At 45.1% G+C, this 18,782-nt stretch carries 17 protein-coding genes; 10 read left to right on the top strand and 7 right to left on the bottom strand.

Annotated features, from left to right (window positions below):
- Positions 1-57 precede the first annotated feature (57 nt).
- The 5 genes from D1Z90_RS00620 to ltaE all read left to right on the top strand — a co-directional run bounded on the left by D1Z90_RS00620 (position 58) and on the right by ltaE (position 4,360).
- Positions 58-618 carry a GspH/FimT family pseudopilin gene (locus tag D1Z90_RS00620; RefSeq protein WP_158587020.1) on the top strand — a complete coding sequence of 187 codons (561 nt, stop codon included), beginning with the start codon at positions 58-60 and terminating at the stop codon, positions 616-618.
- On the top strand, positions 602-1,261 hold the full coding sequence (locus tag D1Z90_RS00615) for a PilW family protein (RefSeq protein ID WP_119908819.1): 660 nt from the start codon (positions 602-604) through the stop codon (positions 1,259-1,261). Before D1Z90_RS00620 ends, D1Z90_RS00615 begins: the two co-directional genes overlap by 17 nt.
- Before the next feature lie 39 nt (positions 1,262-1,300).
- Positions 1,301-2,674 carry a hypothetical protein gene (locus D1Z90_RS00610; RefSeq protein WP_147378717.1) on the top strand — a complete coding sequence of 458 codons (1,374 nt, stop codon included), beginning with the start codon at positions 1,301-1,303 and terminating at the stop codon, positions 2,672-2,674.
- Between the two features lie 21 nt (positions 2,675-2,695).
- Positions 2,696-3,139, top strand: coding sequence for a type IV pilus modification PilV family protein (locus D1Z90_RS00605; RefSeq protein WP_119908817.1), 444 nt, complete (start codon positions 2,696-2,698; stop codon positions 3,137-3,139).
- 216 nt (positions 3,140-3,355) lie between these two features.
- Positions 3,356-4,360: a low-specificity L-threonine aldolase gene (ltaE, locus tag D1Z90_RS00600; protein WP_119908816.1), complete on the top strand. Its 1,005-nt coding sequence runs from the start codon at positions 3,356-3,358 to the stop codon at positions 4,358-4,360.
- 32 nt (positions 4,361-4,392) lie between these two features.
- Here ltaE and D1Z90_RS00595 read toward each other — a convergent pair whose 3' ends face one another.
- The gene (locus D1Z90_RS00595) at positions 4,393-4,740 is read right to left on the bottom strand and encodes an MGMT family protein (RefSeq protein ID WP_119908815.1); all 348 of its coding nucleotides are present in this window, start codon (positions 4,738-4,740) and stop codon (positions 4,393-4,395) included.
- 38 nt (positions 4,741-4,778) lie between these two features.
- Entirely contained in the window at positions 4,779-6,170 is a 1,392-nt protein-coding gene (locus D1Z90_RS00590; RefSeq protein ID WP_119908814.1) for an MATE family efflux transporter, read from the bottom strand.
- A gap of 179 nt (positions 6,171-6,349) precedes the next feature.
- Here D1Z90_RS00590 and D1Z90_RS00585 point away from each other — a divergent pair, with 179 nt between their 5' ends.
- Positions 6,350-7,198, top strand: coding sequence for a helix-turn-helix transcriptional regulator (locus tag D1Z90_RS00585; RefSeq protein ID WP_119908813.1), 849 nt, complete (start codon positions 6,350-6,352; stop codon positions 7,196-7,198).
- 86 nt (positions 7,199-7,284) lie between these two features.
- Here the strand turns inward: D1Z90_RS00585 and pntB are convergent, their stop codons facing one another.
- The 5 genes from pntB to D1Z90_RS00560 form a co-directional block, all read right to left on the bottom strand.
- Positions 7,285-8,736 (bottom strand): Re/Si-specific NAD(P)(+) transhydrogenase subunit beta, encoded by a 1,452-nt coding sequence (gene pntB, locus D1Z90_RS00580; protein ID WP_438941732.1) that lies wholly within the window; start codon positions 8,734-8,736, stop codon positions 7,285-7,287.
- Between the two features lie 26 nt (positions 8,737-8,762).
- A complete protein-coding gene (locus D1Z90_RS00575; RefSeq protein ID WP_119908811.1) occupies positions 8,763-10,298 on the bottom strand; it encodes a Re/Si-specific NAD(P)(+) transhydrogenase subunit alpha in 1,536 nt (511 codons plus the stop codon).
- A gap of 427 nt (positions 10,299-10,725) precedes the next feature.
- Complete coding sequence (locus tag D1Z90_RS00570) at positions 10,726-12,192, bottom strand: AmpG family muropeptide MFS transporter (RefSeq protein WP_119908810.1); 1,467 nt, start codon at positions 12,190-12,192, stop codon at positions 10,726-10,728.
- Between the two features lie 139 nt (positions 12,193-12,331).
- Positions 12,332-12,904, bottom strand: coding sequence for a peptidylprolyl isomerase (locus D1Z90_RS00565; RefSeq protein WP_119908809.1), 573 nt, complete (start codon positions 12,902-12,904; stop codon positions 12,332-12,334).
- Positions 12,904-13,518 (bottom strand): YajG family lipoprotein, encoded by a 615-nt coding sequence (locus D1Z90_RS00560; RefSeq protein WP_119908808.1) that lies wholly within the window; start codon positions 13,516-13,518, stop codon positions 12,904-12,906. The genes D1Z90_RS00565 and D1Z90_RS00560 overlap by 1 nt, the downstream gene beginning before the upstream one ends.
- Before the next feature lie 364 nt (positions 13,519-13,882).
- Between D1Z90_RS00560 and D1Z90_RS00555 the strand changes: the two genes are divergently transcribed.
- From D1Z90_RS00555 to D1Z90_RS00540, 4 genes are all read left to right on the top strand, one after another.
- Positions 13,883-14,434, top strand: a complete 552-nt coding sequence (locus D1Z90_RS00555; protein WP_119908807.1) for a TRAP transporter small permease subunit — start codon at positions 13,883-13,885, stop codon at positions 14,432-14,434.
- Positions 14,434-15,834 carry a TRAP transporter large permease gene (locus D1Z90_RS00550; RefSeq protein WP_119908806.1) on the top strand — a complete coding sequence of 467 codons (1,401 nt, stop codon included), beginning with the start codon at positions 14,434-14,436 and terminating at the stop codon, positions 15,832-15,834. The genes D1Z90_RS00555 and D1Z90_RS00550 overlap by 1 nt, the downstream gene beginning before the upstream one ends.
- Before the next feature lie 102 nt (positions 15,835-15,936).
- Entirely contained in the window at positions 15,937-17,034 is a 1,098-nt protein-coding gene (locus D1Z90_RS00545; RefSeq protein ID WP_119908805.1) for a TRAP transporter substrate-binding protein, read from the top strand.
- A 409-nt stretch (positions 17,035-17,443) separates the two neighbouring features.
- The gene (locus D1Z90_RS00540) at positions 17,444-18,781 is read left to right on the top strand and encodes a Na(+)-translocating NADH-quinone reductase subunit A (RefSeq protein ID WP_119909182.1); all 1,338 of its coding nucleotides are present in this window, start codon (positions 17,444-17,446) and stop codon (positions 18,779-18,781) included.
- Position 18,782: the final 1 nt, after the last annotated feature.

The raw sequence follows: 18,782 nt of genomic DNA, 5'->3' as shown, positions 1-18,782 counted from the left end.
CTCGAGGAATAAGGACATTTCTCGTCCAACGTCGTAAATAATGAGAGGTCATGGATGATGATCAAGTCACTTCAAACCGGTTTTACCCTTATCGAGATGCTAATTACTATTGCTGTTTTAGCAATACTCATCGGTATTGGGGTCGGGTCTTACGAAAGCCTTTTCAAAAGTAACCAATTACGTGGCTCAAACGAGTCCATCCATTCACTTATTGCTTATGCAAAAAGTGAATCTGTAAAGATTAACGGTCAAGTCTCTGTTAATTTCGCTGCCGGAGCGAATGGCAACTGGTGCGTGGGGTTATTTCAGGTAGCAGGCGGCACAGAAACCTGCGACTGCAATACCGCAAACTCTTGCGCAATAGATGGTCGTGAAATAAAACTCGATGGCAAGGACTTCAACAAAGTAACCTTGGTGGTCGATAGTATGACGAATAACAGAGTTGTTTTTGATCCTAAACGAGGTATGCCTAAAACGGGTGACTTGCTGGGTAATGTTGTCGTTAAATCCGGAACTGGTGCTGATGAAAGTAGTATTAAAATCATAGTCAACACTATCGGTAATATCACTCAAACATGTAAAACTGGGTCAAGCTCTTCTTATGCGGCATGCAGCTAGGGGACAAGCCGGTTTCAGCTTGGTAGAGCTAATGATTGCTATGGTACTAGGCTTGCTAGTACTTGGCATGATGTTGTCCCTCTATACCACGAGTATGGTGAACAACAATAAGATTAATTCTCTTGGGCGATTAAACCTTGAAGTCAAAAGCTTGGTCGAGCTAATGTCTCGAGATATTCGTCGCGCGGGCTATTGGTCGGGTGCCGGCGCTGCTGCTTTAAGTTCTGGTTTTGCTAACAATGCTTATAACTCCCAAGCTGACACTACGGCTTTACAAGTTTCGAGTGACAAAACCTGCATTACCTTTGCTTATGACATGAATGACTCTGGGGATGCGCCGGATGCAAATGAGTATGTAGGCTATAAGCTGCACCAAGGTGGCATTTATATTCGCAGTGGCAATAGTAACTGTGCTAGCCAATCGAATTGGACCTTATTGACTCACTCTCAAGTTGTGATCGATAGCTTAAAGTTTGATTTAAGTAGAGTTAATGCGAAAGGTGAAGCGGGATTGGTGCCATCTGAGGGGCTGAACACTCTGATGAGTACAGTAACAATAAGCATGACGGCTTCATTGAAGAATTATAGTGATAAAAAAATAGCAATAAATAAAAAAGTCTTGGTAAGAAACCAAGCGTACTAAGCCGAACAATGAGTCGGTGTTGTAAACGGGAGCACAACCATGAGAGTAATAACTGTCCGGTATCAAACCGGTATGGCGACTCTGTTAGTGACGATGCTGTTAATGCTCAGTGCAACGGCATTTACTTTTTATACGGCCAAAAATAAGCTGTTTGAAATTAAAGCGTCGGCTAATGATTACAGCCATAAAGAAGCCTATTCCAATGCCGAGTTAGGGTTGGATTATGCTGGCACTTGGCTAGCGTTTGGCAAAGTCGAGATTGATGGCGTATCAACACCTGCGGCAAAAACCTTCCTCGATAAAACGGATGATACTCCATTAGTGTTGGGAGTTGGTTCTAGCAACGATGCTCAAACGCAAAAATTTATCGATTTTTTTGGCTCTGAACAAGTGACCGTCGTGGTTAAGCAAAGTTCAAATAATCCCAAGTTGTTGCAAGTTGTTAGCACTGGTCGCTCTCGCGATGGTTTGGCAAAAGCTTCTGTTAGCCGAGAGTTTTATTTTGCGGGTACCGCAAACGGTAACGGTGCAGTTCCTCTTGCGCCCATCATTACTAATACCCAAACCTTACTCGAAGGCTCGGTGCAAGTAGCCAGTAATTCAAACGCTTATGGCGAACAAGATCTGTCATATTGGAGCAGTTATGACTCTCTGCAATTAGCTGGAGATTGGTTTAGTTACGGCTATCAAGGTGATACCGAAGGCTTTACTGATCTAAGCATGTTTTCTAACACCTTAGATGCAGCTGACGCCACCTTAGAAAATGAGTTAGGCTCATTCAGCGCAGATACCATAAATAGCTTTCCTGAGCAGGGTGATGAAACCTTTGCTAATGGTGATATCAGCTTATCAGATCCTCGCTTTCCAGAGAGTTTAAAAGAAGAATACTTAGGCACCAAGGAAGCGGACTTTGCCGACTTAAGAGACAGTATTCAGGATAAGGCTGCCAATGGTGAAGAAGGCGTGCTCTTCGTAACACCAGACAGCGATGGTGTCTGTATGTTACCTGACGGTCAGCAGGGAGAGCGAATTGTCTGGGTCTATGGTGATTGTGTCGTCACTACCGCTTCTTCGACCTATAGTGCGGGGACTGCTGAAAACCCTGTCACCTTAATTATCGATGGCAGCGCCGACTTTAGTGGCGGTGCAAACATTCAAGGTTTGGTGTACTTAGTTAATAGTCAAGATGATCCGTTAATGTCTGCAGCGGTGAATGCTTCCTTTGGTGGCTCTATCAGTGTTGAAGGGTCAGTGATTGTGGATGGCGATGAAAATGGCGCCGTCATGACATCTGGCTCTATCGTTGTGAATTACAACAGTGATGTTTTAAGTAACCTGTATTCGTTTGACGATTCAAACGCGGGTGCAGTTAGGTTTGGCTGGGTGCCTGGCACTTGGCGTGATTTCAACTAATAAACGGACTTTTAGTTGTTAATGAGTAATAAGCAAAGCGGTTTTAGCTTAGTCGAAATTTTAGTCTCTATGCTGATTGTCAGCATAGCGGTTGTTGCGACGGTGAAATTGCAAAAGCATTTATTTATTAAAGGCAGTCAAGCTGAAGCTCGGCTCGTCGCGCTTGAGCTCGCTCAAGCAAAAATGGAAGATTTTCGCGATTTTATCACCGAAGATGACTTCATCGCGATTAATACTGGCAGTGAAGCGCCGCAGATTTATGGCATTTTTACTTATGAAGTAAGCTGGCAAGTCAACGAGCTTAAATTATTGGGGGATGGCGCAGTCAACCCTAAAAAAGTCGATATCTCAGTTTCTTGGACTGGCGTTAATCAAGATCATGAAGTAGCTTTAAGTGGCTTCTTAAGCCCAATCAGTCATTTTTCTTCCGACGGTATCGTCGACGAACTTTCCTCTACCAATTAATCAAGCAAGCAACTAACCAAGCAAGCAACCCAGCAAATAATCAATCAAGCAAATAACCAACCAACCCCCTCCTTTTTACATGCTGGCTTTTCTCTTGTAATTTTGCCGTCTTGAATATTTATCACTTAGGTTTTTAACTTGGACTGGTCAAACAAATTGGTTGTTATGGCTTTATTTTGTGGATTACCATAGTGATAAATAATTTTGGTGGTATCTATGATAGATTTTCGAAGTGATACGGTCACGCAACCAAGCGCAGAGATGCGCAAGGTCATGTCTCAAGCGCCGGTAGGCGATGATGTTTATGGTGACGATCCTAGTGTAAATGCGCTGCAAGAATACGCCGCAGATTTGCTCGGCTTTGACGCCGCATTGTTTACCTCTTCCGGTACCCAAGCAAACTTGATTGGCTTGATGACCCATTGTCAACGAGGTGATGAATACATCTGCGGCCAACAAGCTCATAACTATATTTATGAAGGTGGCGGCGCCGCAGTGTTAGGATCAGTGCAAGCTCAGCCGATTGAGAATTCAGCTGATGGTACCTTAGATCTTACAAAAGTGGAGCGGGCGATCAAAGCTGACGATATCCACTTTGTGAAAACCAAGCTTATTTCGTTAGAGAACACCATTAATGGCAAAGTACTGTCTCTGGATTATATGGCAAAAGTTCAAGCCTTAGCCTTTGAGCGTAATTTGCGTATGCATTTGGATGGCGCGAGAGCCTTTAATGCGGCCGTGAAACTAGGCGTATCTATAGAACAAGTTTGCCAGTACTTTGATTCTGTCTCCATTTGTTTATCAAAAGGTTTAGGCGCACCGGTAGGGTCTCTACTTCTAGGCTCTCGAGGTTTTATTGAGACGGCAAAACGTTGGCGTAAAACTACCGGAGGTGGGATGCGTCAAGCGGGGATGCTAGCTGCAGGTGCTCAATACGCTTTAGAGCATAATGTCACAAGGTTAACAGAAGATCATGATAATGCGCATTACCTTGCCCTTAAGCTGAGTGAGATTAAGGGTTTTGACGTAGATCCCAGCCGAGTACAAACCAACATGGTGTTTGTTAAAAGCATAAATATTGATATGTATAAGCTGGCTCAACGTTTACAAAATAAGGGCATCTTATTTACGCCCGGCCAGCCGACCCGCTGGGTTACCCATCTCGGTATTAGCAGAGCTGATATCGATGTAACCTTAACTGCGATCAAAGAGGCACTTTAACAACTTGTTCGAACGGGCCACCACTAGGAGTGTTAAAACTCTAGCTGTAATAAAGTGGAGAGAGGCGGTTGCCAGCGGTGTTCTGCAGCGATGGTTAACCCCTTAAAGCAAACCCCCTCTGCCAGCAAAAGCTGTTTTTGTGCTTGGTAAAGCTCTGAATATTTGGCAAATGACAGCTTATTTTGGCTATTCACCACTCTGTGCCATGGTAAGTTGAGGGCCTTAGGGGCTTGATTAAGCGCGCGGCTGACTGAGCGCGCTCTACCAGGCAGGCCCGCCAAGTCTGCCACCTGTCCATAGCTTGCAACGTAACCTGTCGGTATCAGCGCAACCACCTTACAAATCCTAGTTGTGACGCTGTTGTATTGCTCTTGTTCCATATTCTCTTTGTATTAGGTTAGTGTGCAGGCTTGTATAATTATGCTGACACTGATTTATCATCGTCGTGTACTAAATTCTTTAACCACTTTTTACGATGTACCCTAAAAATCACCATAAAGGCCTTCACAATCTCTTCTGATAATGAGCAAAGGTAGACCAAGTACAACGGCCAGCCCCATACGGTTGCAGCAACAAATGCCAATGGGATACCGATGCACCACATGCAAAATAAATCAATAAAGATGCTGTAATTGACGTCGCCGCCGCTGCGCAGCACGCCCATTATACCAACCATATTAAGCACTTTAATGCTTAAAGCCAGCGCCATTATGATCAGTACTCTTATCGCACTGTTAAGCGTGTCCCCTTCAAACCCACTGAAGACATTCGCCAATTGGTCTTTGAATAAAATGATGGTCGCTGTCATTAATAGCGCAAAAATAGGGCTAAAAATGATAAACACCCAAGATTGCTGCCAAGCGTCGTCAAATTTATCGGCACCAAGCTCATGGCCTAGCATGGTAGAGCAAGCGACTGCAAACCCGACAAACAGCGCAAAAATGGTACCCTCAACAGAGGCTAACATACTCATCACTGCCAGCTCTTCGGTGCCAATACGGCCATAAATAAAGCTGTAAATCAGTACCCCGAAGGCCCAAAAACCGTCGTGAATAAGCAGCGGTACCGCAATTTTGGAAAAGCGCATGATTTCTTTCTTAGCCAACGCCATGCGCACGTCAACCCAATTAAATACCACGATTCTTCGTTTACGTAGTACGTACGCGATTAATATGATGGTTTGTAACACGCGAGAGATAGTGGTACCCCAAGCGCTACCTTCAACGCCAAGTGCCGGGAATCCCCAGTTGCCAAAAATTAATAACCAGTTTAAAAAAACGTTGATTATGATAGCAATAATACCAATGTTGGTAGGGGTTTTGGCATCACCTACCGCACGTAAAGAGGCCTCTATTGGTACAACAATCGCAGTCAATAGAATAGAAATACCGGTTATTTGGAGGTATTGACCGCCAAGCGTTATGAGTTTTTGGTCGTCGCTAGCAAATGCCATAATTTGCTCAGGGTTTATCGTGTACCAAAGAGCAAAAGGCAAAGAAACCGCGACCGCAGCAATTATCGCAAGCACTAAACAACGACGTACCCCTGCGACTTCACCTTTACCATAATATTGCGCAGCTAAAACACTGACCCCACCGGAGAGACCAAAGATAATTAATAGATTGAAAAAAAAGACTCGGTTTCCTAAACCCACAGAGGCAACCTCAGCTTCTCCAAGCTGACCTACCATCAGAATATCGACCAAGCCCAATAGTGAAAACAGTAAAGACTGAATTGAAACCGGTAACGCAAGTTGCCACAGTTTACGTAAAAAGCCACTGTCAGTTGCAGTTGCGATTTTAGCTCTCATACTGTCTCCTATTTGCAGGTAAATATTACAGCGCTTAAGCGCTTATGAGCTTAACAAACCGAGAAAGATCACGGTGTAGTTAATGTTATTAGACAACCGGAAATATACTGGCTTTTACCCTTTAACTGCATAGTGTAAACTCGCAATGTGTTGTTCTAAACTATCATAGTGAATATTTTATGCATGAATGGCAAGATTGTTGTGAAGTATCAGAAGCCTGCCAAGAGAAATATTTAGGTCAAGATGACGTTAAAAGTCTCTCTAAGTATAGTATCTTGCTGTGTGGAACAAGTTTGGCAAAAGATCATTTTAAAATATGTCGTTCAGACGTCGACTTCCATGTTTTGTTATACAGTATCAAGGGGCAAGGTCGTTTATTAACGCCAGGTTCAAGCCAAGTCATTGAAGCTAACACCTTAACCATATTGCCAGCGAAAACATTCAGTGGATTTGCGTTAGACGGCGAGGAGTGGGAAACCGCTTGGTTTATTTTGGACAGTACTGAAATGTGGCAAGGGTTGAGTTTAAGTCAGCCAGAGGTTAGTTACAGTGAACATGCTCTTGGCCTTTATCACGCCATTAATATGTTCATCTGTGAAGCTAAAATGACCCCAGGAGGTGGTCATACTACTGCGGCATGTTTGGAACTTATATTGCAACTCGTGCAGAAGTCCTTATTTATCGAGCCTAAAGCTAACGTGAGTGGCGCGCAAATAAAGCTTAGGCACTTATTTGCTGAGGTAGAGCAGCAGTTACAGCATCCGTGGACTGTGGCGGAGTTAGCCAGCAAGTTGCATTACTCTGAGCCGCATTTTTTTAGATTGTGTATGCAGTACTTAGGCGTTAGCCCAAAACAGTATTTGCTGACCCTAAAAATGGCCCGAGCAAAGCACTTATTGGTGACTCAACACTGGGGAGTTGGGCAAGTCGCTTTAGCGCTCGGTTATTATGATGTGGCCAACTTTTCTAACCGGTTTAAAAAGTTCTACGGTGTGTCGCCCAGCATGGCAAGAAACCACACATTTTAACGAATATGAGTCTGAATTAACGTTTAGCAAACATAAAAAAGCCCGCTATCAGCGGGCTCAGTTATTAACATGTATTCTGGCTTAGATTACAGAGCGTGTAGAATATTATCTACTGACGCTTTGGCATCACCAAATAGCATGCTGGTATTATCTTTAAAGAACAATGGGTTTTGCACACCCGCATAACCCGAAGCCATAGAGCGCTTGAAGACGACGACATTGGTCGCTTCCCACACTTCTAGCACTGGCATGCCGGCAATCGGTGAGCCAGGCTCTTTCGCCGCTGGGTTAACCGTATCGTTAGCACCAATAACCAATACCGTATCTGTCTCAGCGAAGTCGTCGTTGATTTCATCCATCTCTAATACAACGTCATAAGGCACTTTCGCTTCAGCCAGTAATACGTTCATATGGCCAGGTAAACGACCTGCAACAGGGTGAATACCAAAGCGCACATTTACGCCTTTATCGCGCAGTTTACGCGTGATATCTGCAACAGGGTATTGTGCTTGCGCTACCGCCATGCCGTAACCAGGAACGATGATAACATTACGGCTGTTACGCAGCATTTCAGCTACTTCTTCAGCGGATGTTTCATAGTGCTCGCCTTGCTCGTCGTCGCCGCCTACAGAGCCACTTTCGGCGCCAAAGCCGCCCAAGATTACGCTAATAAACGAGCGGTTCATTGCTTTACACATGATGTACGACAAGATAGCACCGCTTGAGCCGACCAAGGCACCTGTAATGATCAACAAGTCATTTGATAGCATAAAGCCCGTTGCCGCAGCAGCCCAACCTGAGTATGAGTTCAGCATTGAAACCACTACAGGCATGTCTGCACCACCGATTGATGCTACTAGGTGTACACCAAAAGCAAATGCAATAAGGGTCATTACTACTAAGGCAAAGGTGCTGCCGTTTTCTGCGTTGATAAACCACATCATCAGTAAAGCAGAAACCCCTAACGCCGCCACATTCAGCATGTTTTTAGCCGGCAGGTTAAGCGGGGCACTTTTGAATTTTCCGCTCAGTTTCCCAAAGGCAACGATTGAACCTGTAAAGGTTACCGCGCCAATAAACACGCCTAAAAAGACTTCCACTAAGTGAATGATGTGCCGAGCGTGAGCTTCATCAGCTGCCGCTTGCAATGCAGCTTTTGCTGCCACAGCCGCTTCCGGTAAATTACCGGCTACTGAGCCAGCAACTTCAACGGCTGCTGGTGCTTCATGGTCGATAAAAGAGTTAAAACCAATGAAGACTGCCGCTAAACCTACGAATGAGTGCAATACCGCAATCAGTTCAGGCATTTCGGTCATTTCAACTTTTTTGGCTTTATGTACCCCAATCGCAGCACCAATAACCATAGCGACAATGATCCAACCTAAGCCAGTGACGCCGTCGCTTGAAATGGTGGCGAATATGGCAATTGCCATACCACAAATACCAAACAAGTTACCGCGCTTTGCACTTTCTTGATGGCTTAAACCATTTAGGCTAAGGATAAATAAAATTGCAGCAATAATATACGCTGCAGTCATGATTCCATCTGACATTTGCTTAACCCCTAGTCTTTAGTAAACATTTTCAGCATACGCTGAGTAACGGTGAAGCCACCAACAATGTTGATGGTAGCGATGAGCACCCCGATAAACGAGAGGAAGGTGACCACGCCACTTTCACTGCCAACTTGCAGTAACGCACCTATTACAATGATGCCTGAAATTGCGTTGGTGACACTCATTAATGGTGTATGCAGAGAATGACTTACATTCCATACCACGCCATACCCGACAATACATGCCAACACAAACACGGTGAAGTGAGACAAGAAGTCGCTTGGCGCTTTGTCCGCTACCCAGAAAAAAGCCAACGCACCGAGTGCAGCTGCAACCGGTTTAAGCCAAGGGTTGGCAGGTTTTTCTTCGACTTGTGGTGCAGGCTCAGCAGCCGGTGCTGGTTGTGCAGGCGCTGCGCTGACTTGAATTGCCGGTGGTGGCCAGCTGATCTCACCCGCTTTCACGACTGTGGTACCGCGGATGACTTCGTCTTCAAAATCAATATTGATGTTGCCGTCTTTCTCAGTGCATAGCAGCTTCATTAGGTTAACTAAGTTAGTGCCGTATAACTGACTTGATTGTGTTGGTAAGCGGCTTGGTAAGTCGCTGTAACCTACAATTTTAACGCCATTAACTTCTACAATTTTACCGTTTTCGGTAAAGGCACAGTTACCACCAGTTTGCGCGGCTAAGTCGACAATGACACTACCAGACTTCATCGAGTTAACCATTTCTTCGGTAATGATGAGCGGTGCAGGTCGGCCAGGAATAAGCGCAGTGGTAATGATGATATCAACGTCTTTGGCTTGCTCGGCAATCATTTCTGCTTGCGCTTGCTTGTAGCCATCACTCATGACTTTGGCGTAGCCGTCAGAGCTTGAACCGTCTTCTTCGTAATCTGGCAGAAGAAACTCTGCCCCCATCGATTCGATTTGTTCAGCGACTTCAGGGCGGGTATCTGTTGCACGAACGATGGCGCCCAGGCTGCCTGCTGCCCCGATTGCTGCTAAACCAGCCACACCTGCACCTACCACTAACACTTTAGCTGGCGGCACTTTACCTGCTGCGGTAATTTGACCGGTGAAAAAACGGCCAAACTGGTTTGCGGCTTCAATAACTGCACGGTAGCCAGCAATGTTAGCCATTGAGCTTAATGCATCAAGAGCTTGCGCTCGTGAAATTCGTGGTACGGCATCCATGGCGAGCACGTTGATATTTTTGCTGCTTAATTTCGCCATCAACTCTTCGTTTTGAGCTGGCCAAATGAAGCTTATCAATGTTGCGCCGTCTTTGAGTAAGTCTATTTCTTCAAACGTGGGTGCGTTAACTTTAAAAATGATGTCAGACTGCCACAATGTTGGGGTATCTGATTCAACGCTTGCACCTGCGTCTATGTATGCTTGGTCATTAAAGCTGGCGAGTTCGCCAGCGGATGCTTCAATTGAAACTGAAAAGCCAAGTTTAAGAAGCTGTTCGACGGTTTTTGGCGTCGCAGCGACTCGGGTTTCATTTTCTAGCAGCTCTTTTGGTACACCTATCTGCATAGTTATTCCCTGATTTATCGAGTTTTTGCCATTTTACTTATGTAATAAACACAAGGCTGGATCTGGATCATTGTTTGTGTGTTTATTACATCATGGTAAAAGATGTTTTTTTACAACACATTGCTATACATCCTAGTGAAAATGGCCGCTTCAATCCACTTCTCACGGCCGAAAAGATAAGATTTGTTAGGATAATTACTTCATTTCTTATTCTGAAATAATATATAAGCTATTTTTTTTTCCAATTCAAGTTATAAAAAACTCATGAATCAGGCGCAGCATGGCCGTTGTCGTAAGCTGCATAACTATTACGTAAGCTTATTACAAAAAACGTAATTGCCCAGTCGAATTGAACTTGGAATAAAAAGGGGTAACTGACAGGAGGGAGCGGCGACGAAGACTGGCTTCGTCGCAGGGCGGTTAGAACTTAAGAACTTGGGTTGTCAGTTTTTTCTTCATGGCTTGCTAACGCTGCAGGCGCTGGCACAACCTTGGCTATCACAATAATGAGAAACAGCACCGGCACGCCTATCGCTGCGGTGGTGATAAAAAAGGCTTCATAACCGTAGTTATCTACAAATACGCCCGAAAATCCGGCAACAAACTTTGGCAGTAAGGTCATCACAGAGCTAAACAAAGCATATTGGGTGGCTGAAAAAGCGCGATTTGTCAGGCTAGATAAATAGGTAATAAAGGCTGCAATGGCGATGCCACCACTGAGGTTGTCTAAAGAGATAACACTTATCAGTAAATGGAAATTGGTCAGCTGCCAGGGCGTATCGAGCCAGTTAAACGCAAAGGTGAACACCACCGGGTTGTCAGCTGTAGTGGCAAGCAGTGCAAAGGTTAAATTGGTCGCGGCAGAGAGGAGGGCGCCTACAAACAGAATTTTTAAGGTGCCAAAGCGTTTAATCAGTATGCCACCCAAACCGGCTCCCACTAAGGTCATGATAACCCCAAACACCTTGGTCACCGCAGCAATTTGTTCTTTAGTGAATTGCATATCGACGTAAAATGGGTTGGCCATAATGCCCATCACGATATCGGAAATTCGATAGCTGGCAACTAAGGCCAAAATCAGCAACGCATGCCAACCATAGCGGCTAAAGAAGTCAACAAAGGGGGTGATGAATGTGGACTTGAGCCAAGCCAGGCCATGGCAAAGCCCATGAGGTAGGTGAGGGTGATTGACCAATAATTGCTGCTTTAAGGCTAACATTTGTTCATTGACACCTTTACTTGCAACTTGCGGCTCATGACAAAATAAACAAGTGATGATCCCAACCAACATTAAGCTCGCCATGGCCAAATAAGACCACATCCAAGCGCTGCGTTGATAGGCTTCTGTGCCGTCTCCCATCATCGCTGCAATCGTCAGCGCGCCAGCACCTGCTACTATCATGGCTAATCGATAACCGGTTAAATACGCCGCCGACATCGCAGCCTGAAACTCCTCCGGCGCGGACTCAATACGATAAGCGTCAATGATGATATCTTGAGTGGCTGATGCGAATGCGACTAACACTGCAAACGCGATAAATATGCCTAGGTTTTCAAGGGGATCCGTAAGTGCTATGCCACAGATGGCGGCGACGATTAGAAGCTGGGACAGCAATAACCAACTGCGACGCCGACCCAGTATTGTGCTGAGAATTGGTAAGGGTAGCCGGTCTACGAGGGGGGCCCACATCCATTTGAAGGCATAGGCCAAACCTGCCCAGCTCGCAAACCCAATCACACTGCGGTCAACGCCGGCTTCGCGCAACCAAAACGACAAGGTTCCAAACACCAACAGAATAGGCAGGCCGGCAGAAAAGCCTAATAAGAATAAGATGGCGACACGTTTTTCTAGATAAACGCTGATGGCGTCTCGCCAAGATTGAGTGGTTGAAATAACGGTGCCCTTACTGGTTGAGCTAAATAGCTTGAAGAGTATGCATTGTGTAAGGGGGGGAGACGAAAATCAAGTACACTCAATGCATCAGGTGGTCAGTGATAGCCAGTTGTGAAGCCTATCCACAACTGGCATAAGATTACTTCTCCTCGACAGGGAGCACTGAAATCTCGGTGATAACCACTTGCTCAACGGGGATGTCGCGCATGCCTGGCAGCTTGCTGTTGGTACTGGTGCGAGTGTTCGCAATTTTATCAACCACGTCCATGCCTTTGGTCACTTTACCAAATACAGCATAACCGTCAGAGCGGCCGTAGTTTAAGTTAGGGTTATCTTTATGGTTAATAAAGAATTGTCGGGTGGCTGAGTCTGGTATGGCAGTGCGCGCCATCGCGATAGTGCCTCGGTCATTGGATAAACCATTTTTGGCTTCATTGACGATAGGCGCGCCAGTGGCAACACGTTGATAGTCAATATCAAAACCACCGCCTTGAATCATAAAGCCTTTGATGACACGATGAAAAACGGTGTTTTTAAAACCATCTTTTTCAACATAACTCAGAAAGTTTTTGACGCTGGTTGGCGCTTTATCCTGATAAAGCTCCAGCTCAATGTCACCTTGATTCGTCGCAATTTTGATTTGTGGGTTTGCAGCCATTGCGCTGCCAATAAAAAGACAGCTGATAAGAGTAAGCAGTTGGGCAATTCTCATTATTTATCCTTGTTCACGAGCGGTTGGTATAGCTCGGTATGCCTAATAATCTGTTGTAATACATTACTTAAATGAAGATCCAAGCCTTGGTTTAAATCTTCCGGAGTCAAATTGATTCTAGTCTGAACTTGTTGGCTTTTAAACTGTTTTGTTAATTGCACTTGGTCATTCACTAGCAAGGTTGCGTGTAATTGCACCTGTGTGGTTAGGGTAAACTGATTTGGATCTTGCTCTATTTCAGTCAGCAATTTCACCACATCTACCACGAGTTGGTTATCGTGGCGCGCCAACGTCACTTTTCCTTGCTCTAATAACCCCTGATTTAAACGTTTTTTAACCAGCGACCGGATGCTTTGTTGGTTACGAATTAGCACTGCTACTTTATCGCCATCAGCAATGCTCACAATATAATTAGCGGGGCGATAATCCCTCACTTCGAGCTCAAAGGGGGCAAAGGTATTCAGTAGTGGCTTAAATTCAGGTAGCAAAGGGTTAAGGCTAATAATTTGTGGTAATGCTTCGTTTGGCTGCGGCACTTTTTGCTCAAGTGTTTCAGTGTTGGCGCACGCAAATAATAGAAAAAAACTACTGATAATAAATCCAAAACGAGCCATCAAACGCCTACTTTAGTTGTGAAAATCATTGGCATATTAATGGAAACGTGTCGAATTACTAGCAAGTATTACGACTTTATACTGACGATGACGCTTTTGTTTCAATAGCGCATTGGTATGCCTGACTGTCCGCTACAGGTCCAAGGGTGGTCGCTAAAATAGTTACTGGAATATTAAGCCGGTAAATAAGACGCCATGATCTTTATCAATTTGCGCCTTAGTATTTTCGTGCGCTGCGCCACTATTTTGCACACTAAATGATTAGCTCACTGATAAGCATCATGTTTTTAGTTAGCGCGGTTTGTTTTATGTTTTTTTTATAATTACAGTGCTAGCTGCGTGTTTGTCAGTTAAGAGAAGTCCTATGGCCAAGCAATTGTTGGCATTTCATCACCTTATCAATCGATGCTCCGACGCTTTCGGGCGAGTTTTAGGCTGGAGTTTACTGTTGCTGATGCTTGTTATGGTCGTCGTGGTGGCGTTACGTTATGTGTTTGATTTTGGTTCGATTGCGTTACAAGAATCAACCATATACTTGCACGCTATGGTGTTTATGTTAGGCGCGGGCTATACCCTTAAAGACAACGAACACGTACGTGTTGACGTTTTTTACCGCAACTTTAGCCCTCGTAAACAAGCTTGGGTTGACCTGTTTGGCGGTGTCTTTTTATTACTTCCCGTTTGTATCTTCTTACTTATTAGCTGTTGGCAATATGTCATGACGTCATGGCAATTACTGGAAGGCAGCCCCGAAGCAGGCGGTTTGCCTTTAGTGTTTGTATTAAAAACTGCGTTACTGTTGTTTCCTGGGTTGTTAATGGTGCAAGGGCTATCACAAATTGCCCTGTGTTTACTGACTTTATTGGGCGTCCAGACCGAAAATACTTCGACTACTGCGCAAGGGGGACAAGCATAATGGAATACCTTGCTTTAGTGATGTTTGCTGCTGTGTGTGCAGTGTTAATGCTGGGATACCCGGTGGCGCTGACGCTCGCGGGCACGTCGTTATTGTTTGCTTTTGTGGGCATTCTAACGGGCACTTTTGATGATGGTTTCTTAGGCGCTTTACCCAATCGTATTTATGGCATCATGGTTAACCAAACATTGCTGGCGGTCCCGCTGTTTGTATTGATGGGTGTCATGCTTGAAAAGTCTAAGGTAGCTGAAAAACTGCTGACCTCGATGGGCTTACTGATGGGCAATTACCAAGGAGGCTTAGCCATAGCGGTTATTCTTGTGGGCATGTTATTGGCGGCAAGTACGGGAATTGTAGGCGCGACCGTGGTCACCATGGGGCTGTTGTCCTTACCAAGTATGCTAAAGCAGGGCTACAAGGCCAGTTTTGCGGCGGGCACTATTTGCGCAACCGGTACCCTTGGCCAAATTATTCCTCCTTCCATTGCCTTGGTTTTACTTGGTGATGTTTTATCGAGCGCATATCAGCAAGCTCAGTTGAAAATGGGTATCTTTTCTCCGGACACCGTCTCAGTCGGAGATTTATTTGCCGGTGCTATCGTACCGGGTTTATTACTGGTAGTGATGTACTTGCTATATGTTTTAGTGATTACGCATGTTAACAATCAGTCAGCCAACAGTGATACAAAGACACAAAACGCCGATGATGCTGAATCAGGCGCTGACGCCCCACGCGTAGCTTTACCACAACTTATGCAAGCTTTACTGCCACCACTTGGCCTTATCGTAGTTGTGCTTGGCTCTATTTTATTTGGTTTTGCCACACCAACAGAAGCCGCCGGTGTTGGGGCGATGGGGGCCTCTATCTTGGCGGTGACCCAGGGCCATATCGACCGCCATATCTTAGCGTCGGTGGTTCAAGCGACCGTAAAAATCACTTGCATGGTTTTCTTGATCTTAATTGGCGCGTCAATTTTCTCTTTAGTATTTCGTGGCTTTGGCGGCGAAGAGCTGATTCATCACCTTTTTGAAAGCATGCCCGGCGGGAAGATTGGCGCCATGATAGTGGTGATGCTGGTGGTGTTCTTGTTGGGCTTTATTCTGGACTTTATTGAAATCACGTTTGTGGTGGTGCCAATCGTAGGCCCTGTGTTGTTAGCCATGGGATTTGACCCCGTATGGTTAGGGATCATGCTCGCGGTTAACCTGCAAACATCGTTTTTAACGCCACCATTTGGCTTTGCCTTATTTTATTTACGGGGAGTGGCACCCAGTAATGTGGCAACCAAAGATATTTATTATGGCGTGATGCCCTTTATTGCTATTCAGTTACTACTATTATTAGCGCTGGCTATTTGGCCAGGGCTGGTCACTTGGTTACCGGATCAAATTTATAACTAGCTTGCTCTGTGCTGGCGTTTGACTGCTTGACTGGCGCAGAAAAAACACCGCAAGCCTTAACCATGGACACTTGATGTCTAATATTTCACAAGGGATGAAAAAATGAGAAAAACCATCAAACTGGCATCCATCATTATGGCTGGACTGATGACCTTAGGTCTGACGGCTTGTGGTGAAAAAGATGCTGCGGGTGCAAAAAAACAAGAGTTTAAACCGATTCAATGGAAATTAGTGACGTCTTGGCCAAAGAATTTTCCTGGACTTGGCGTGGCGCCTGAGCGTTTTGCTGAGAAAGTAGGCCAAATGAGCGACGGTCGTTTGACCGTGAAAGTTTATGGCGCTGGCGAGTTGGTGCCTGCGCTAGAAGTGTTTGACGCTGTGCAAGCGGGCACCGCGCAAATGGGTCACTCAGGGGCGTATTACTGGAAAGGTAAATCACCTGCGGCGCAATTTTTCTCAACGGTTCCCTTTGGTATGACAGCGCAAGAGATGAACGCATGGTTGTACTACGGTGGCGGCATGGAACTGTGGCAAGAAGTGTACGGCAAGTTTGGGCTTGTGCCTTTAGCCGGCGGTAATACAGATATTCAAATGGGCGGTTGGTTTAATAAAGAAATTAACTCACTGGCTGATTTAGAAGGTTTAAAAATGCGTTTGCCTGGCTTAGGCGGCGAGGTGCTCAAGCGTGCCGGTGGGGTACCTGTAAACTTGCCTGGCGGTGAAATATTTACCTCGTTGCAAACCGGTGCCATTGATGCAACCGAATGGGTAGGGCCATACAATGATTTAGCGTTTGGCCTACACAAGGCCGCGAAGTACTACTACTACCCAGGTTGGCATGAGCCGGGTACCACCATTGAATTTATGGCCAATAAGAAAGCCTTAGAAGCGCTACCGGCAGATCTTCGGGCCATTGTTGAAACAGCGGCTCGCGCGACGAATGCGGAAATGCTTGATGAATACATGGCTCAAAACGTCAAGGCATTAAAAGTACTGGTAAATGAGCACAATGTGCAGTTGCGTCAATTCCCACCTGAAGTGATTGCTAAGTTGAAACAATTGTCGCAACAAGTGCTCGAAGAGCAAGCCGCTGCTGATCCAGAAATGAACAAAATCTACCAAGCGTACCAAGCTTTTTTGGCTGACGTAAAAGATTACAGCAAGGTATCCTCAAAAGCTTATATTGAAATGCGAGACTAATTGATTTGTCGCAAAGTTAGCGTTACCAAGTAACGCTAATTTCATTGTTTTAGCGCCCAGGTTAGCGTGTAATACCCTGATTTGGGCCTATTTTATTACCTCTTTGTTGGTAAATCTTGTTACCTGCTCGTAATCTTGCAGTAACAAAGCCAGTCAAATTTCCTTTTTTTAATTGTTAATCCTGTCTATCTTTTTCAACAAGATGCCTCATTCATGTGCTTTTTATTTGGCGAAATGCGCACTTTTAGTGCTAGAATACAGCGCCTGAAAATGTAGCTGGATGTTATCTTCATGTCGCCAGGGTGTTACAAGGTATGTAACATGAACGACAAGAATCAGGAGTCCAGCCATAATATAGTAGTGCTTTAGGCACAAACCCTTTCTTCCCGACAAAGTAGTGCAAGTGAGTATGATTACAATAAAAAGAGGACTGGATCTCCCGATTCAAGGTGCTCCAGAGCAAGTAATCCATGATGGCCCTGCCATTACCAAGGTAGCTACCCTGGGCGAAGAGTATGTTGGCATGCGCCCTACCATGAAAATCAAGGTGGGTGACAGTGTAAAAAAAGGCCAAGTTCTTTTTGTGGATAAAAAGAATGAAGGTGTGCAATACACAGCGCCAGCATCCGGTGTAGTTGAAGAAATTAACCGTGGAGCAAAACGTGTTCTGCAGTCTGTAGTAATTCGTGTAGAAGGTAATGACAGTATTACCTTCAAGCAATTCAAATCAGACCAGCTGAGCGCTCTCGACAGAGATCAAGTTAAGGAAAACCTGATTGAGTCAGGCGCCTGGACTGCGTTACGCACCAGACCTTTTAGTAAGGCACCAACGGTTGATGCAGTAGCTTCTTCTATCTTCGTTACCGCGATGGATTCTAACCCGTTGGCAGCTTCTGCAGAAGTTGTAATTAATCAGCAAGAACAAGCTTTTCTAGATGGTTTAGCTGTGTTGTCTCGATTAACGGATGGCAAAGTATTTGTTTGTAAAGGTGAAGGCTCACTGCCTAAATCACCAATAAACAATGTAGAAGAGCATGTATTTGCTGGCCCACACCCTGCCGGTTTGGTTGGCACTCACATCCATTTCTTGGATCCTGTGAATGCAAGCAAGCAAGTTTGGCATATCAACTACCAAGACGTTATTGCTTTCGGTCAATTGTTCACTTCTGGTGAATTAAACACTGACCGCGTTGTTGCTCTAGCTGGCCCTGCAGTGAATAAACCTCGTTTATTACGCACTCGCCTTGGCGCTTCTATTGACGAGCTTACTAAAGGTGAACTAAAAGGCGGTGACAACCGTATTATTTCTGGTTCAGTACTGTACGGTACAACAGCTGCCGACAGCCATGCTTATCTTGGACGTTTCCACAATCAAGTTTCTGTTCTTGCTGAAGGCAGAGAGAAAGAATTCTTAGGTTGGGGCGCTCCTGGCTTTAACAAATTCTCTGTGGCTAATGTATTTGCATCAGTATTTAGTAAAAAGTTATTCAACTTCACTACAACAACAGGTGGTAGTGATCGCGCTATGGTGCCAATTGGTCAATACGAGCGAGTAATGCCGCTTGATATCTTGCCAACCATGCTACTTCGCGATCTGATTGCCGGTGATGTAGATAGTGCTCAGGCCCTTGGGTGTTTAGAGCTAGATGAAGAAGACTTAGCATTATGTACTTTTGTATGTCCTGGTAAGTACGACTTCGGTCCTATTCTACGTGACTGCTTAACCACGATAGAGAAGGAAGGCTAAG

The organism is Motilimonas pumila, from assembly GCF_003596335.1.
Classification (GTDB): domain Bacteria; phylum Pseudomonadota; class Gammaproteobacteria; order Enterobacterales; family CBDFNC01; genus Motilimonas; species Motilimonas pumila.
The sequence above is the reverse complement of the archived record's forward strand: the minus strand, read 5'-3'. Positions and strand labels throughout refer to the sequence as shown.

Excerpts from the sequence above, each read along its gene's own strand:
- D1Z90_RS00585 (WP_119908813.1), top strand. The coding sequence starts at position 6,350 with ATGCATGAATGGCAAGATTGTTGTGAAGTATCAGAAGCCTGCCAAGAG.
- ltaE (WP_119908816.1), top strand. The coding sequence starts at position 3,356 with ATGATAGATTTTCGAAGTGATACGGTCACGCAACCAAGCGCAGAGATG.
- D1Z90_RS00560 (WP_119908808.1), bottom strand. The coding sequence starts at position 13,518 with ATGGCTCGTTTTGGATTTATTATCAGTAGTTTTTTTCTATTATTTGCG.
- D1Z90_RS00615 (WP_119908819.1), top strand. The coding sequence starts at position 602 with ATGCGGCATGCAGCTAGGGGACAAGCCGGTTTCAGCTTGGTAGAGCTA.
- D1Z90_RS00575 (WP_119908811.1), bottom strand. The coding sequence starts at position 10,298 with ATGCAGATAGGTGTACCAAAAGAGCTGCTAGAAAATGAAACCCGAGTC.
- pntB (WP_438941732.1), bottom strand. The coding sequence starts at position 8,736 with ATGACTGCAGCGTATATTATTGCTGCAATTTTATTTATCCTTAGCCTA.
- D1Z90_RS00540 (WP_119909182.1), top strand. The coding sequence starts at position 17,444 with ATGATTACAATAAAAAGAGGACTGGATCTCCCGATTCAAGGTGCTCCA.
- D1Z90_RS00565 (WP_119908809.1), bottom strand. The coding sequence starts at position 12,904 with ATGAGAATTGCCCAACTGCTTACTCTTATCAGCTGTCTTTTTATTGGC.
- D1Z90_RS00620 (WP_158587020.1), top strand. The coding sequence starts at position 58 with ATGATCAAGTCACTTCAAACCGGTTTTACCCTTATCGAGATGCTAATT.
- D1Z90_RS00610 (WP_147378717.1), top strand. The coding sequence starts at position 1,301 with ATGAGAGTAATAACTGTCCGGTATCAAACCGGTATGGCGACTCTGTTA.
- D1Z90_RS00590 (WP_119908814.1), bottom strand. The coding sequence starts at position 6,170 with ATGAGAGCTAAAATCGCAACTGCAACTGACAGTGGCTTTTTACGTAAA.
- D1Z90_RS00545 (WP_119908805.1), top strand. The coding sequence starts at position 15,937 with ATGAGAAAAACCATCAAACTGGCATCCATCATTATGGCTGGACTGATG.
- D1Z90_RS00605 (WP_119908817.1), top strand. The coding sequence starts at position 2,696 with ATGAGTAATAAGCAAAGCGGTTTTAGCTTAGTCGAAATTTTAGTCTCT.
- D1Z90_RS00550 (WP_119908806.1), top strand. The coding sequence starts at position 14,434 with ATGGAATACCTTGCTTTAGTGATGTTTGCTGCTGTGTGTGCAGTGTTA.
- D1Z90_RS00595 (WP_119908815.1), bottom strand. The coding sequence starts at position 4,740 with ATGGAACAAGAGCAATACAACAGCGTCACAACTAGGATTTGTAAGGTG.
- D1Z90_RS00555 (WP_119908807.1), top strand. The coding sequence starts at position 13,883 with ATGGCCAAGCAATTGTTGGCATTTCATCACCTTATCAATCGATGCTCC.